The organism is Streptomyces azureus, assembly GCF_001270025.1.
In the GTDB taxonomy this organism is placed as follows: domain Bacteria; phylum Actinomycetota; class Actinomycetes; order Streptomycetales; family Streptomycetaceae; genus Streptomyces; species Streptomyces azureus.
In genome coordinates this window covers 15,395-28,828 of record NZ_DF968231.1, presented here as the reverse complement: position 1 = coordinate 28,828, position 13,434 = coordinate 15,395, and the positions used below count along the sequence as shown (strand labels likewise).

Below are 13,434 nucleotides of genomic sequence, written 5' to 3'. Positions count from 1 at the left end.
CAGCCGTGTGCACACGCTTCAGGTCAATACACCTAGCGGCCGAGCGCTCCTGCCTCAAGGGCCTCGTCGTCGGCCGGCTCGTCCTCGGCCCGCAGGCCGGCCACCCACAGCGGCATGACCCAGTGGACGACGAGGACGGCGATGAGGAGGGGTGCCGCGTAGGCCTTCGGGGCGTTGCCGTCGACACCGCCTGTGATCAGCAGAGCGACCGCCGTCGCGGCCAGGAGCAGCGTGGTCATGCGGTGGGCCCGGGCCAGGACGCGGCTGCGTTCGGCCGACTGCCTCTCGTCCAGCACGTGTTCGCGCAGCTCCAGCAGGCCCCGGGTGGCGCCGTTGATGATCCCGGTCGCGACCATCCAGGGAAGCAGCAGCACCGCCATCGCGGCGACCGGCCACAGCGGCTCGCCCTCGGCGAGGAAGAAGTGGGTCATCAGCGCGCCGATGGCCACGGTGAGGGTGATGTGCGCGGCGACGGCCAGACGTCGGCGTGCCGCCGTGGCGTACCAGGCCTGGCCGCGACGGTCGTTCATGAGTCGCAGCATGCTCCGGTCGTAGCGGGTCAATCGTGTCGTCGTCATGGCTGGTTCCTCCCGTAGACCTCGTCCGTGAGCGGCCGGAACGGTTCGAGGGAGAACAGGGCCTCGACCGGCAGATTGAAGAACTTCGAGATCTTCAGTGCCAGGTCGAGGCTCGGGTTGTACTGCCCTCGCTCGATGTAGCCGATGGTCTGGTAGTGGGCTCCCACTGCCTCGGCCAGGCTCTGACGCGACACCTTCCGTTCGGCACGCACCATGGCCAACCTATTGTGCACCTGCTCACTCATGTATAAGAAGTACTACATTCGGAGGCACCTTCACAACCCTGCATCCTTGCGACCCGCTTCGACGACTCGCCGTGCCACCCGCCTACAACCCGGCGATCACCTCGGCCGCCGCCCGGCCGCAGACGCGGGCCGCGCCGTGGGTGGCGATGTGCAGGGCGCCGCGGGGTGCGGCCTGGGGGACACCCATTTCGACCACGATGGTGTCGGGGCGGGCGGCCAGCAGGGTGTCGAGGGCCGAGGCCATCCAGGGGTGGCGGTGTTCGTCGCGGACGACGGCGACGATGCGGCGCGCCCCGGCTGCCTGAAGGGCCGCCCGTCCGGCGCTGTCACCGGCATCGCTCTCGTTGCCGTCCGCCGCCTTGCCGCTCTCCTCCTTGCCGTCCTCGGCGGAGAAGCTGCCCGTCACCGTGCCCGGCAGGAGGTGGACGAGTTCGGCGGCGATGCCCCAGGGGGTCTCGTCGCCCACCGCGATGTTGGCGACGGGGGTGAGGGCGGCGACGAAGGGCGGTTCGGTAAGGGGCTCGAAGGTCTGCGGGCTCCCCAGGCCCGGGGCGGCGGTGACCGTGAGGGCGCGGCGGGCGGCGTGCAGGCCGATCTCGCTGCCGCGTGTTTCCCCGGGTGTGTGGCCGGCCGTGCTCGCCCAGCGGGCCAGCGCCCGGACCCGGTCCGCGGCCTCGGCCAGGCGTTCCTGCGGCAGTTCACCCGCGCGTACCGCCGCGACCAGGGCGTCCCGCAGACGCCGTACGGTCGCGTCGTCGGCCAGGCCGCCGCCCACGCAGATCGCGTCGGCACCGGCGGCGACGGCGAGGACGCTGCCGCGTTCGATGCCGTAGGTGCCCGCGATGGCCCGCATTTCCATGCCGTCGGTGACGATGAGGCCTTCGTAGCCGAGGTCGCCGCGCAGCAGGCCGGTCAGGATGCGGCGGGAGAGGGTGGCCGGGCGGTCGGGGTCCAGGGCCGGGACGAGGATGTGGGCGCTCATCACAGCCCGGCTGCCGGCGGCGATGGCCGCGCGGAACGGGGCCAGCTCGCGGTCGGTCAGCACATCCGCGGGGACGTCGATGCGCGGGAGGGCGTGGTGGGAGTCGACGGCCGTGTCTCCGTGGCCGGGGAAGTGCTTGGTGCAGGCGGCGACTCCGGCGGACTGGAGGCCCGTCACATAGGCCGCGGTGTGCCGGGCGGCCAGTTCGGTGTCGGCGCCGAAGGAGCGGACACCGATCACCGGGTTGCGCGGGTTGGAGTTCACGTCGGCGGACGGGGCCCAGTTGAGGTTCACGCCGCAGGCCGCGAGACGGCGGCCCAGTTCGCGGGCGACCTCTCGCGTCAGCTCCACGTCGTCCACCGCGCCGAGGGCGTGGTTGCCCGGGAAGGAGGAGCCGGTCCGCACCTCCAGACGCGTCACGTCACCGCCCTCCTCGTCGATCGCGACCAGGACGTCGTCGCGCTCGGCCCGCAGCTGCGCGGTCAGCGCGGTCAGTTGGCCGGGTGAGGCGATGTTGCGGCCGAACAGGCCGACGGAGGCGAGGCCCTCGCCGAGCCGGCGCAGCAGCCAGTCGGGGGCGGTGGTTCCGGTGAAGCCGGGCTGGAGGACCGTCAGGGCGTCACGGGTGAGCGTGCCGGTACCGCTGGCGAGTGTCGTCATGGGGTGGGATCATCCCTTCACGGCGCCCGCGGTCAGGCCCGCGGCCATCTTGCGCTGGACGAGGAGGAAGAGGGCGACGATCGGCACGGCCATCATCGTGGCGCCGGCCATCATCGGGGCGTATTCGGTGCCGTGCTTCGTGGTGAAGTTGCCGAGCCAGACGGTCGCCGTCTGGTTCTTCTGGCTGAGCAGCATCAGGGCGTACAGGTACTCGTTCCAGGCCTGGATGAAACCGTAGACCGAGGTGGCGACCATGCCGGGGGCCAGGAGCGGGAAGACGACCCTCAGGAAGGCGCCCGTGCGGGAGCAGCCGTCGACCATGGCCGCCTCCTCCAGTTCCTTCGGGATGTTGACGATGAAGCCCCTCAGCGTCCACACGGTGAACGGGAGGATGAAGGTCAGGTACGTGATGACGAGACCCGTCAGCCGGTCGTACTGGCCCAGGTCGTTGAGCAGCAGGAACACCGGGATGATCATGGCGACCAGCGGGACCATCTGGACCGCGAGGATGCCCACGATCACGATCTTGCGGCCGCGGAAGGCGAAGCGGGAGATGGCGAGCGCGGCCAGCAGCCCCACAACCATGCCGATGACGACCACCGCCAGCGACACCACCATGCTGCGGCCCAGCGGTCCCCAGAAGTCGGCGATGTCCAGCGCCCGGCCGAAGTTGGCGAAGGTGATGCCGGTCGGCAGCAGGCTCGGGTCCGGGTCGATGGCGTCCTTGGCGGGCTTGAACGCCGTGTTGAGCATCCAGTAGAGCGGGAAGCCCGCGGTGACGAAGACCAGGAGACCGAGGAGGTTCCACCAGAGCTTCGGCGCCCGGCGGCCGGTCAAAGTGCTGCTCATTCGACCTCTCCGATCTTCAGCATCTGCCGCATGTAGACGGCGACCACGCCGAGCAGCAGCAGGACGGTGATCAGCGCTATGGCCGAGCCCTGGGCGTAGTCGTTGACCACGAACGCCCGGTCGTAGGAGTAGGTGTTGAGGACCTGGAACTCCGGCTCGGGGTGGCCGTTACGCATGACGAACACCTGCGGGAAGACGCCCATGTCCCAGATGACCGACAGGGTCGTGAGCATCACGATGATCGGCTTGAGGACGGGCAGTGTGACATAGCGGAAGACGCCCCAGGACCCGGCGCCGTCCAGGCGGGCCGCCTCCTCCAGTTCCTTCGGCACTTGGGTGAGACCCGCGCTGAGCGTGATGACCACGAACGGCACGGCTCCCCACACCACCAGCAGCATGATCACGGCCAGGCCCTCGGGACCGCTCGCGAACCAGTTGTGGCCGATCATCTCGACGCCGGGGAGCTCGCTGAGCAGCGCGTTGAAGACGCCGTAGTCCGAGTCGAAGAGCCACTTGAAGACCGTGGTCGCCACGATGACGGGCATGCCCCAGCTGGCCACCAGCACGATGTTGATGAGCACCTTCAGCCAGCCGGAGACCCGCCGGAGCAGCAGGGCGATCGCCATGCCGACCACCATCGTGAAGACGACGGCCCCGGCGGCGAAGACGATCGTGCGGACCACGACGGTCCAGAACTCGCCGTCGCCCAGCACTTTCGCGAAGTTGTCGAACCCGACCGACTCGGCCGGCTGGAAACCCCACAGCTGGGACTGCCCGAACTTCTGGAAGGACAGGGTGACCAGACGGGCCAGCGGATAGCCCATGACCAGGGCCAGGATCAGCAGGCAGGGCGCGAGCAGCAGCCAGGGGACCGCGGTCCCGCCCGACGGCCGGTTCGCCCGTGGCGGCTCATCGGCGGGAGGTGGGGGTGCCTGCCGCAGTGGCGGCACCTTGACAGGGGTGGTGGTGTCTGCGGCACTCATCGCGCGCTCCTCGGCGGTCCCTCAGGTCTTGACGACGGCGGGGCTCCGCGACCAGAGCCCCGCCCGGAGGTCCTGTCGTCACATTCCCGCCTGCCCGGCGGCGTCTGGTGCGTGCATCCGCCGCGTTGTCGTCAGTCGCCGACTCCGCCACGCTCGGCTTCGCTCCGCGCGGGCGGTGCCCCCATCGCGTCGGCTCCCTCCTCCGCCTTGCAGCTGCACGCACCAGACGCCGCCGGACCCGCCCCCCGGGCGTACGACGGGAATGTGACGACAGGACCTGGTCACTTGGTGTTGATGACCTCGTCGATCGCGGCGTCCGCCTCCTTGGCGGCGGCCTCGACCGGCTTCTTGCCGGTGCCGATGCTCTGGAGCATGGTCTGAAGGATCTGCGCCTTCTCGACCTGGCCCCAGCCGGGGGCCATCGGGACGAACCAGTTGGACTCGGCCGCGGTGGCGGGGACCGCCGTCTTCGAGTCGTTCTTCAACGTCGCGAGGTCGGTCTTGTTGTTGGGCAGGTTGCCCTTGGCCATCAGGCCCTTCTGCCCGGAGGAGCCGGTGAACGCGTTGATCCACTCGGCGGCCAGGGCCGGCGCGTCGGACTTCACCGGCACGGCGAGATCGGAGCCGCCCAGGAAGACCGGCATGTTCTCGCCGGACGGGCCGGGCATCACGAAGTTCTCGAGGTTGCCCTTGAGCTTGCCGGACTTGTCGTTCTTCGGGTCCTCGGCGGTCACGCCCTCCCACGCGGCGGCGAAGATCATGGCGGACTTGCCCTGGCCGTAGACGATGTATCGGTCGGACTCGTCCTTGGTCTTGTCGCCGTGCATGTACGTGTCGACGACGTTCTTGAACTCCTTCAGGCCCTTGAGGGACTCGGGCGAGGAGAGGCTCGCCTTCCACTGGCCGCCCGACTCGGTGGCGATGGCACCGCCGGCGTCGTAGACGAAGGACATGGCCGCGTACCAGTCGCGGGTCGGCTGGTACCAGGCGCTGAACTTGTCGCCCTGCTTCTTCTGGATCTTGTCCAGGGCGGCGGTGAGCTCCTTGTACGTCTTCGGGGGCGTCTTCACCCCGACCGAGGCCGCCACGTCCTTGCGCCAGTTGGCGACGCGGCCGCCGGCGTAGTATGGGACGCCGTAGGTCTTGCCCTCGTAGGTCACGGAGGCCTTGAGGCCGTCCAGCCAGGCGTCCGAGCTGTCGAACTCGGCGGGGTCGAGGGGGGCGAAGGCGCCCTTGACCATGTAGCCGAGCATCTCGGTGTTGCCCATCTCGACGACGTCGGGGACCTTGTCGGTGGCGAGGACCGCGTCGAGCTTGGCGTTCTTGTCGGGCCAGCCGTAGTACTCGTGGTTGATCTTGAGACCGGGGTGCTTCTTCTTCACCGCCGCGTCGGCGGCCTTCACCAGCTCCGGCCAGTTGTTCTGGGCGTCGACGGCGAGCCAGACGGTCAGCTCCTTGGCGTCCGCGCCCTTGTCCGAACCCCCGCCGCCACCCTCGCCTCCGCACGCCGCGATGGAGACCACCATGCCCGCGATACCGATCGCGGATATCAGCTTGCGCTTCACGCCACCCTCCTCAGGGATGCCACCGACCCCCTGCTCCCCGCGGTGAACGTGGGGCCAGGACCCTGGACCAATGGTGTAGACCAGTACGGGGAGCTTGGACCAGACCAGCAGGCCTGTCAAGGGTCCGGAATAAGCTCTGACCAGCCGTTATGCGACCTACATATGCAGGAACCTTTAAGTAAGAACCCGACGTAAACCCGGCCAGGCACGGCATACTCCAGGTAGACCACTTGGATTTGTGGACTAGACCAAAAGCAGCGCCGACGGTATACAAGTGGGATCGTGTCGGCAGAGGAGCCGGGAAGGCGGAGCATGAGCACCGACATCAGCAGTGCGGAGAACGAGAGCGGGGCACCCGTCCGTACCGCACGCGTGCCCAAGTACTACCGCCTGAAGAAGCACCTGCTCGACATGACCGAGACCCAGGCGCCCGGCACGCCGGTCCCGCCCGAGCGCACACTGGCGGCGGAGTTCGACACCTCGCGCACGACCGTGCGCCAGGCGCTCCAGGAACTGGTCGTCGAGGGCCGGCTGGAGCGCATCCAGGGCAAGGGCACGTTCGTCGCCAAACCGAAGGTCTCGCAGGCGCTGCAACTGACCTCCTACACCGAGGACATGCGCGCCCAGGGTCTCGAACCCACCTCGCAGCTCCTCGACATCGGCTACATCACCGCCGACGACCGCCTCGCCGGGCTGCTCGACATCACGACCGGCGGGCGCGTGCTGCGCATCGAGCGGCTGCGCATGGCCAACGGCGAGCCGATGGCCATCGAGACCACCCACCTCAGCGCGAAGCGCTTCCCGGCCCTGCGCCGGTCCCTGGTGAAGTACACATCCCTCTACACCGCGCTCGCAGAGGTCTACGACGTCCACCTCGCGGAAGCCGAGGAGACCATCGAGACCTCACTGGCCACCCCGCGCGAGGCCGGCCTGCTCGGCACGGACGTCGGCCTGCCGATGCTGATGCTCTCCCGGCACTCACTGGACCGGGAGGGCCAACCGGTGGAGTGGGTGCGGTCGGTGTACCGCGGGGACCGGTACAAGTTCGTGGCGCGTCTGAAGCGGCCTCAGGAGTAGTGCGCACCGGGCGGCGCGACTGCTGCTGAGCTCGGCTTCTTTTGAGTACCGCATTACGGACGAGGGGTTCCGTTCCCGCCACACTCTGACCTAGATTGCCTGCGCATTACACAGGTGATCACTGAGGGGACGGAGCCGCCTGATGTCGCAAGCCCCAGAAGCCGGCAGAGGGGCGACGGTGACGCCGATGCGCGTCGTCATCGCTCTCTGCCTCATAGCGCCCTTCGTGGCCATGTTGTGGGTCGGCTCGTACGCCAAGACCGACCCGGCCTTCATCGGGATCCCGTTCTTCTACTGGTACCAGATGGCGTGGGTGCTGATCTCCACCGTACTGACGGTGATCGCCTACAAGCTGTGGCAGCGTGACCAGCGCGCCCGCTCTGCCGCGAAGGGCGGTGCGTCGGAGTGAAGGACGGCGTGAACGGCGTCGCACTCGCCGTCTTCATCTTCTTCTTCCTGCTCGTCACCGTCATGGGCTTCCTGGCCGCGCGGTGGCGCAAGGCCGAGAACGAGCACAGCCTGGACGAGTGGGGCCTGGGCGGCCGCTCGTTCGGCACCTGGGTCACCTGGTTCCTGCTCGGCGGCGACCTGTACACGGCGTACACCTTCGTCGCCGTCCCCGCGGCGATCTACGCGGCGGGCGCGGCCGGCTTCTTCGCGGTGCCGTACACCATCTTGGTCTACCCGCTGATCTTCACGTTCCTCCCCCGCCTGTGGTCGGTCTCGCACAAGCACGGGTACGTGACGACGTCCGACTTCGTGCGCGGCCGCTTCGGCTCCAAGGGCCTCTCCCTGGCCGTGGCCCTCACCGGCATCCTCGCGACGATGCCGTACATCGCGCTCCAGCTCGTCGGCATCCAGGCCGTACTGGACGTGATGGGCGTCGGCGGCGGCGAGAACACCAACTGGTTCATCAAGGACCTGCCGCTGCTGATCGCCTTCGGTGTGCTGGCGGCGTACACGTACTCGTCGGGTCTGCGGGCGCCGGCGCTGATCGCGTTCGTGAAGGACACGCTGATCTACATCGTCATCGCGGTGGCGATCATCTACATCCCGATCAAGCTGGGCGGCTTCGACGAGATCTTCGCCAAGGCCGGCGAGGCGTACGGTCAGACCAACCCGGCGACGGGCGCGCCGCGCGGTGCGCTGGTCCCGGCGGAGGCGGGGCAGTGGACGTACGCCACGCTGGCGCTGGGCTCCGCGCTCGCGCTCTTCATGTACCCGCACTCGATCACGGCGACGCTGTCCTCCAAGAGCCGTGAGGTGATCCGCCGCAACACCACGATCCTGCCGCTGTACTCGCTGATGCTGGGCCTGCTCGCGCTGCTCGGCTTCATGGCGATCGCCGCCGGGATCAAGGTGCAGAACGGGCAGCTGGCGATCCCGCAGCTGTTCGAGACCATGTTCCCGGACTGGTTCGCGGGCGTGGCCTTCGCGGCGATCGGTATCGGGGCCCTGGTCCCGGCGGCCATCATGTCCATCGCGGCCGCGAACCTCTTCACCCGCAACATCTACAAGGACTTCATCAAGCCCGACGCCACACCCGCCCAGGAGACCAAGGTCTCGAAGCTGGTCTCCCTGCTGGTGAAGGTGGGCGCACTGGCCTTCGTCCTCACCATGGACAAGACGGTCGCCATCAACTTCCAGCTGCTCGGCGGCATCTGGATCCTCCAGACCTTCCCGGCCCTGGTCGGCGGCCTGTTCACCCGCTGGTTCCACCGCTGGGCGCTGCTCGCGGGCTGGGCGGTCGGCATGGTCTACGGCACGGTCGCGGCGTACGGCGTCGCCTCCCCGACCCAGAAGCACTTCGGCGGCTCGTCGAAGGAGATCCCGGGCATCGGCGAGATCGGCTACATCGGCCTCACGGCGTTCGTCCTGAACGTCGTCGTCACCGTCGTCCTGACCTTCGTCCTCAGGGCCCTGAAGGCCCCCGACGGCATCGACGAGACCAAGCCGGAGGACTACACGGCCGACGCGGGCGACCCCGGGGTCCAGGTGGAGCTTCCGCCGGCGACGGCGGGCACCTCGCACTGAGTCGTAGGTGACAACGGGCCGTCGGTGAGAAACCGGCGGCCCGCTGTCATACCCGTCCCGCACACTCGGACCATGGACATCCTCATCCGGCGAGTGAAGCCCACCGAATACGACGCCCTCGGCGAGATCACCGCCCAGGCCTATCTGAAGGACGGCCTCCTCGACTTCGGTGAGAGCGACTGGTACCTCGGCGAACTCAAGGACGTGGCCAAGCGGGCCGCCGCCGCGGACGTCCTGGTGGCCACCCGGGGCGAACACCTCCTCGGTGGCGTCACCTTCGTCCCCGCCGGCGGTCCCATGGCCGACATCGCCCTGCACTCAGAGGCCGAGATACGGATGCTCGCCGTCGCCCACGAAGCCCGCGGCCGCGGCGCCGGAGAGGCCCTCGTCCGCGCCTGCGTCGACCGCGCCCGTGCGACGGACGGCTGCGTCCGCGTCGTCCTGTCGACGCAGCGCACCATGCACGCCGCCCACCGCATCTACGAACGCCTCGGCTTCGTCCGTGTCCCGGAGCGCGACTGGAACCCGATTCCGGAGCTCGACGACATCACTCTCCTCACCTACGAGTTGACGCTGTGAAACCGACGCGACACTACATCTAGGGGTGCTTTCTCCACCCGGCACAAGATGTATGCTCGTGCTCGCTGTCGCCGCAGGGGAATCCGGTGTGAATCCGGAACTGTCCCGCAACGGTGTACCCATGCCTCTTCATGCGTGTATGGGAGTCAGTCCGAGGACCTGCCGACAGCGCGCCCGGCCGTCCGGCCGGTGTGCCTGACGTCCGGGCCTCGTGGAATGGGCCGGTGGACGCGACGCCGCGTGCGCTCGTGTGCTGCCCGCTGCCCTGCGCGAGGCCCCCGTGCCGAGCGAGGGAGAGCCCCACGTGACCATCGCGCCAGCCGATCCGGTCTCAGCCGCCGAAAAAGAGCCCGACGGTCCCGGTGCCGCGCTGCTGCGGACCCTGACCGAGCTGACCGCCGACCTCCCCGACGCCGACCCCGGCCGGGTCGCCGCCGCCGCGCTGCGGGGCCGGTCCGCGCGGGCCGACGAGTCGGAGCTGCGCGAGCTGGCGACGGAGGCGGCCGCCGGCCTCATCTCCGAGGATCCCGCCTACTCCCGGCTGGCCGCGCGCCTGCTGACGATCGGCATCCGCGCCGAGGCCGCCTCGCAGGGCGTCACGTGCTTCACCGAGTCCGTCGCGGTCGGGCACCGGGAGGGCCTCATCGCCGACCGGACCGCCGAGTTCGTGCGCCTCCACGCCGCCCGTCTCGACGCCCTGATCGACACGGCCGCCGACGACCGCTTCGGCTACTTCGGCCTGCGTACGCTCCACAGCCGCTACCTGCTCCGGCATCCGCTCACCCGCAAGGTCATCGAGACACCCCAGCACTTCATGCTGCGGGTGGCCGCCGGTCTCGCCGAGGACGACACCTCCCGGGCCGTCGACGAGGTCGCCGCGCTCTACGGGCTGATGAGCCGGCTCGACTACCTCCCCTCCTCCCCCACCCTCTTCAACTCCGGCACGCGGCACCCCCAGATGTCGTCCTGCTACCTGCTCGACTCCCCCAAGGACGAGCTGGACTCGATCTACGACCGGTACCACCAGGTGGCGCGGCTGTCGAAGCACGCCGGCGGCATCGGCATCGCGTACTCCCGTGTCCGTGCGCGCGGTTCGCTGATCCGCGGCACCAACGGCCACTCCAACGGCATCGTCCCGTTCCTGAAGACCCTCGACGCCTCGGTCGCCGCCGTGAACCAGGGCGGCCGCCGCAAGGGCGCCGCCGCGGTCTACCTGGAGACCTGGCACTCCGACATCGAGGAGTTCCTGGAGCTGCGGGACAACACCGGCGAGGACGCCCGCCGTACGCACAACCTGAACCTCGCGCACTGGGTGCCCGACGAGTTCATGCGGCGGGTGAACGCCGACGCTCAGTGGTCGCTGTTCTCCCCCTCGGACGTGCCCGAGCTGGTCGATCTGTGGGGCGAGGAGTTCGACGCCGCGTACCGGGCGGCCGAGGCGAAGGGTCTCGCGAAGAAGACCCTGCCGGCCCGCGAGCTGTACGGCCGCATGATGCGCACCCTCGCGCAGACCGGCAACGGCTGGATGACCTTCAAGGACGCCGCCAACCGCACCGCCAACCAGACCGCCGAGCCGGGCCACGTCGTCCACTCCTCCAACCTCTGCACGGAGATCCTGGAGGTCACCAGCGACGGGGAGACGGCGGTCTGCAACCTGGGATCGGTCAACCTCGGCGCGCTCGTCGACCAGGCCGGCGGGGACATCGACTGGGAGCGGCTGGACGAGACCGTCCGTACGGCCGTCACGTTCCTCGACCGGGTGGTGGACATCAACTTCTACCCGACCGAGCAGGCAGGCCGTTCCAACGCCAGGTGGCGTCCCGTCGGCCTCGGGGCCATGGGGCTCCAGGACGTCTTCTTCAAGCTGCGCCTGCCCTTCGACTCGCCGGAGGCCAAGGCGCTCTCCACGCGCATCGCCGAGCGGATCATGCTCGCCGCGTACGAGGCCTCCGCCGATCTCGCCGAGCGCCCCCAAGCACCTACGACAAGCTCCGGTGCAGGGGGGACCCCCATCGGCCCGTTGCCCGCCTGGGAGAAGACTCGTACGGCCAAGGGGGTGCTCCACCCCGACCACTACGACGTGGAACTGACCTGGCCGGAGCGCTGGGCGGCCCTGCGCGAGCGCATCGCCACGACCGGCATGCGCAACTCCCTGCTCCTCGCCATCGCCCCGACGGCCACGATCGCCTCCATCGCGGGCGTGTACGAGTGCATCGAGCCGCAGGTGTCCAACCTGTTCAAGCGCGAGACGCTGTCGGGTGAGTTCCTCCAGGTCAACTCCTACCTGGTGGCGGAGCTGAAGCGGCTCGGCGTGTGGGACGCCCGCAGCCGGGAGGCCCTGCGCGAGGCGAACGGCTCGGTACAGGACTTCGCCTGGATCCCCGAGGACGTACGGAAGCTGTACCGCACGGCGTGGGAGATCCCGCAGCGCGGCCTGATCGACATGGCGGCGGCCAGGACCCCGTTCCTGGACCAGTCCCAGTCCCTGAACCTCTTCCTGGAGACGCCGACCATCGGCAAGCTCTCCTCGATGTACGCCTATGCCTGGAAGTCCGGGCTGAAGACCACGTACTACCTGCGCTCGCGCCCGGCGACCCGCATCGCCCGCGCCGCCCAGGCCACCGTCCCCGTGCAGCAGCCGGCGCCGGAAGACGCCGTCGCCTGCTCCCTGGAGAACCCCGAGTCCTGCGAGGCCTGCCAGTGACCACCCAAAACCTTCTCGACCCCGGCTTCGAGCTGACGCTGCGCCCCATGCGCTACCCGGACTTCTACGAGCGCTACCGGGACGCCATCAAGAACACCTGGACCGTGGAGGAGGTCGACCTCCACTCGGACGTCGCCGACCTCGCCAAGCTGTCCCCCGCCGAGCAGCACCTGATCGGCCGTCTGGTGGCCTTCTTCGCGACGGGCGACTCGATCGTCGCGAACAACCTGGTGCTGACCCTGTACAAGCACATCAACTCCCCCGAGGCGCGGCTGTACCTGAGCCGCCAGCTCTTCGAGGAGGCCGTCCACGTCCAGTTCTATCTGACGCTCCTGGACACCTACCTCCCCGACCACGACGACCGGGCTGCGGCCTTCGCGGCCGTCGAGAACATCCCCTCCATCCGCGAGAAGGCCGAGTTCTGCTTCAAGTGGATGGCTGCATTTGATGGAACAGAAGGGGTCGACCAGCTCGACCGGCTGGAGACCCAGGCCGACCGCCGCCGTTTCCTGCTGAACCTGATCTGCTTCGCCGCGTGCATCGAGGGCCTGTTCTTCTACGGTGCCTTCGCCTACGTCTACTGGTTCCGCAGCCGGGGCCTGCTGCACGGCCTGGCCACCGGCACCAACTGGGTGTTCCGCGACGAGACGATGCACATGTCGTTCGCCTTCGACGTGGTCGACACCGTCCGCAAGGAGGAGCCGGAGCTGTTCGACGACCGGCTCCGGCAGCAGGTGACGGACATGCTCCGCGAGGCAGTCGAGGCCGAGCTGCAGTTCGCGCGCGACCTGTGCGGTGACGGCCTCCCGGGCATGAACACCGAGTCGATGCGGCAGTACCTGGAGTGCGTCGCCGACCAGCGGCTCACCCGCCTGGGCTTCGCTCCGGTCTACGGCTCCGAGAACCCCTTCTCCTTCATGGAGCTCCAGGGGGTTCAGGAGCTGACCAACTTCTTCGAGCGGCGGCCCTCCGCGTACCAGGTGGCGGTGGAGGGCACCGTCGACCTGGACGAGGACTTCTGAGCCGCCACGCCTTCGCGGGCCTCCTGGGCCTCCCTGATCTGACGGTCGACGCGCCGGTCGCGCACGATACCGATCACTGACGGGAGGACCAGGAGGACCAGCGTCCCCAGTACGAAGATCATTGCGATGAGTGTCTGTACCTGGTTCGTGTCCATG

The 13,434-nt window shown here is 68.8% G+C and carries 12 protein-coding genes and 1 riboswitch; of the genes, 6 read left to right on the top strand and 6 right to left on the bottom strand.

What is annotated here, in order from left to right; genetic code table 11:
- Positions 1-32: 32 nt before the first annotated feature.
- The 6 genes from AOQ53_RS09570 to AOQ53_RS09545 form a co-directional block, all read right to left on the bottom strand.
- Complete coding sequence (locus AOQ53_RS09570; RefSeq protein ID WP_059416566.1) at positions 33-578, bottom strand: hypothetical protein; 546 nt, start codon at positions 576-578, stop codon at positions 33-35.
- On the bottom strand, positions 575-823 hold the full coding sequence (locus AOQ53_RS09565) for a helix-turn-helix transcriptional regulator (protein ID WP_059416565.1): 249 nt from the start codon (positions 821-823) through the stop codon (positions 575-577). The genes AOQ53_RS09570 and AOQ53_RS09565 overlap by 4 nt, the downstream gene beginning before the upstream one ends.
- Positions 824-905: 82 nt before the next feature.
- Positions 906-2,465, bottom strand: a complete 1,560-nt coding sequence (locus AOQ53_RS09560; protein WP_059416564.1) for a glycoside hydrolase family 3 protein — start codon at positions 2,463-2,465, stop codon at positions 906-908.
- 9 nt (positions 2,466-2,474) lie between these two features.
- Positions 2,475-3,314, bottom strand: coding sequence for a carbohydrate ABC transporter permease (locus tag AOQ53_RS09555; protein ID WP_059416563.1), 840 nt, complete (start codon positions 3,312-3,314; stop codon positions 2,475-2,477).
- On the bottom strand, positions 3,311-4,297 hold the full coding sequence (locus AOQ53_RS09550; RefSeq protein WP_059416562.1) for a carbohydrate ABC transporter permease: 987 nt from the start codon (positions 4,295-4,297) through the stop codon (positions 3,311-3,313). Before AOQ53_RS09550 ends, AOQ53_RS09555 begins: the two co-directional genes overlap by 4 nt.
- 281 nt (positions 4,298-4,578) lie before the next feature.
- Positions 4,579-5,862 (bottom strand): extracellular solute-binding protein, encoded by a 1,284-nt coding sequence (locus AOQ53_RS09545; RefSeq protein ID WP_059416561.1) that lies wholly within the window; start codon positions 5,860-5,862, stop codon positions 4,579-4,581.
- A 312-nt stretch (positions 5,863-6,174) separates the two neighbouring features.
- Between AOQ53_RS09545 and AOQ53_RS09540 the strand changes: the two genes are divergently transcribed.
- The 6 genes from AOQ53_RS09540 (at position 6,175) to AOQ53_RS09515 (ending at position 13,278) form a co-directional block, all read left to right on the top strand.
- Positions 6,175-6,939 carry a GntR family transcriptional regulator gene (locus AOQ53_RS09540; protein ID WP_059416560.1) on the top strand — a complete coding sequence of 255 codons (765 nt, stop codon included), beginning with the start codon at positions 6,175-6,177 and terminating at the stop codon, positions 6,937-6,939.
- A gap of 142 nt (positions 6,940-7,081) precedes the next feature.
- Entirely contained in the window at positions 7,082-7,348 is a 267-nt protein-coding gene (locus AOQ53_RS09535) for a DUF3311 domain-containing protein (RefSeq protein WP_078945227.1), read from the top strand.
- On the top strand, positions 7,345-8,973 hold the full coding sequence (mctP, locus tag AOQ53_RS09530) for a monocarboxylate uptake permease MctP (protein WP_059416558.1): 1,629 nt from the start codon (positions 7,345-7,347) through the stop codon (positions 8,971-8,973). Before AOQ53_RS09535 ends, mctP begins: the two co-directional genes overlap by 4 nt.
- A 72-nt stretch (positions 8,974-9,045) precedes the next feature.
- Positions 9,046-9,552 carry a GNAT family N-acetyltransferase gene (locus AOQ53_RS09525; RefSeq protein WP_059416557.1) on the top strand — a complete coding sequence of 169 codons (507 nt, stop codon included), beginning with the start codon at positions 9,046-9,048 and terminating at the stop codon, positions 9,550-9,552.
- A gap of 52 nt (positions 9,553-9,604) precedes the next feature.
- Positions 9,605-9,733: riboswitch (cobalamin riboswitch) on the top strand.
- Positions 9,734-9,856: 123 nt separating this feature from the next.
- On the top strand, positions 9,857-12,256 hold the full coding sequence (locus tag AOQ53_RS09520; protein ID WP_059416604.1) for a ribonucleoside-diphosphate reductase subunit alpha: 2,400 nt from the start codon (positions 9,857-9,859) through the stop codon (positions 12,254-12,256).
- A 47-nt stretch (positions 12,257-12,303) separates the two neighbouring features.
- Positions 12,304-13,278 carry a ribonucleotide-diphosphate reductase subunit beta gene (locus tag AOQ53_RS09515; RefSeq protein WP_236711638.1) on the top strand — a complete coding sequence of 325 codons (975 nt, stop codon included), beginning with the start codon at positions 12,304-12,306 and terminating at the stop codon, positions 13,276-13,278.
- Positions 13,279-13,434: the final 156 nt, after the last annotated feature.

What these genes read in the sequence shown, in the direction of transcription:
- AOQ53_RS09570 (WP_059416566.1), bottom strand. Translation starts at nt 578, where the DNA reads ATGACGACGACACGATTGACCCGCTACGACCGGAGCATGCTGCGACTC.
- AOQ53_RS09565 (WP_059416565.1), bottom strand. Translation starts at nt 823, where the DNA reads ATGAGTGAGCAGGTGCACAATAGGTTGGCCATGGTGCGTGCCGAACGG.
- AOQ53_RS09560 (WP_059416564.1), bottom strand. Translation starts at nt 2,465, where the DNA reads ATGACGACACTCGCCAGCGGTACCGGCACGCTCACCCGTGACGCCCTG.
- AOQ53_RS09555 (WP_059416563.1), bottom strand. Translation starts at nt 3,314, where the DNA reads ATGAGCAGCACTTTGACCGGCCGCCGGGCGCCGAAGCTCTGGTGGAAC.
- AOQ53_RS09550 (WP_059416562.1), bottom strand. Translation starts at nt 4,297, where the DNA reads ATGAGTGCCGCAGACACCACCACCCCTGTCAAGGTGCCGCCACTGCGG.
- AOQ53_RS09540 (WP_059416560.1), top strand. Translation starts at nt 6,175, where the DNA reads ATGAGCACCGACATCAGCAGTGCGGAGAACGAGAGCGGGGCACCCGTC.
- AOQ53_RS09535 (WP_078945227.1), top strand. Translation starts at nt 7,082, where the DNA reads ATGTCGCAAGCCCCAGAAGCCGGCAGAGGGGCGACGGTGACGCCGATG.
- AOQ53_RS09525 (WP_059416557.1), top strand. Translation starts at nt 9,046, where the DNA reads ATGGACATCCTCATCCGGCGAGTGAAGCCCACCGAATACGACGCCCTC.
- AOQ53_RS09515 (WP_236711638.1), top strand. Translation starts at nt 12,304, where the DNA reads ATGCGCTACCCGGACTTCTACGAGCGCTACCGGGACGCCATCAAGAAC.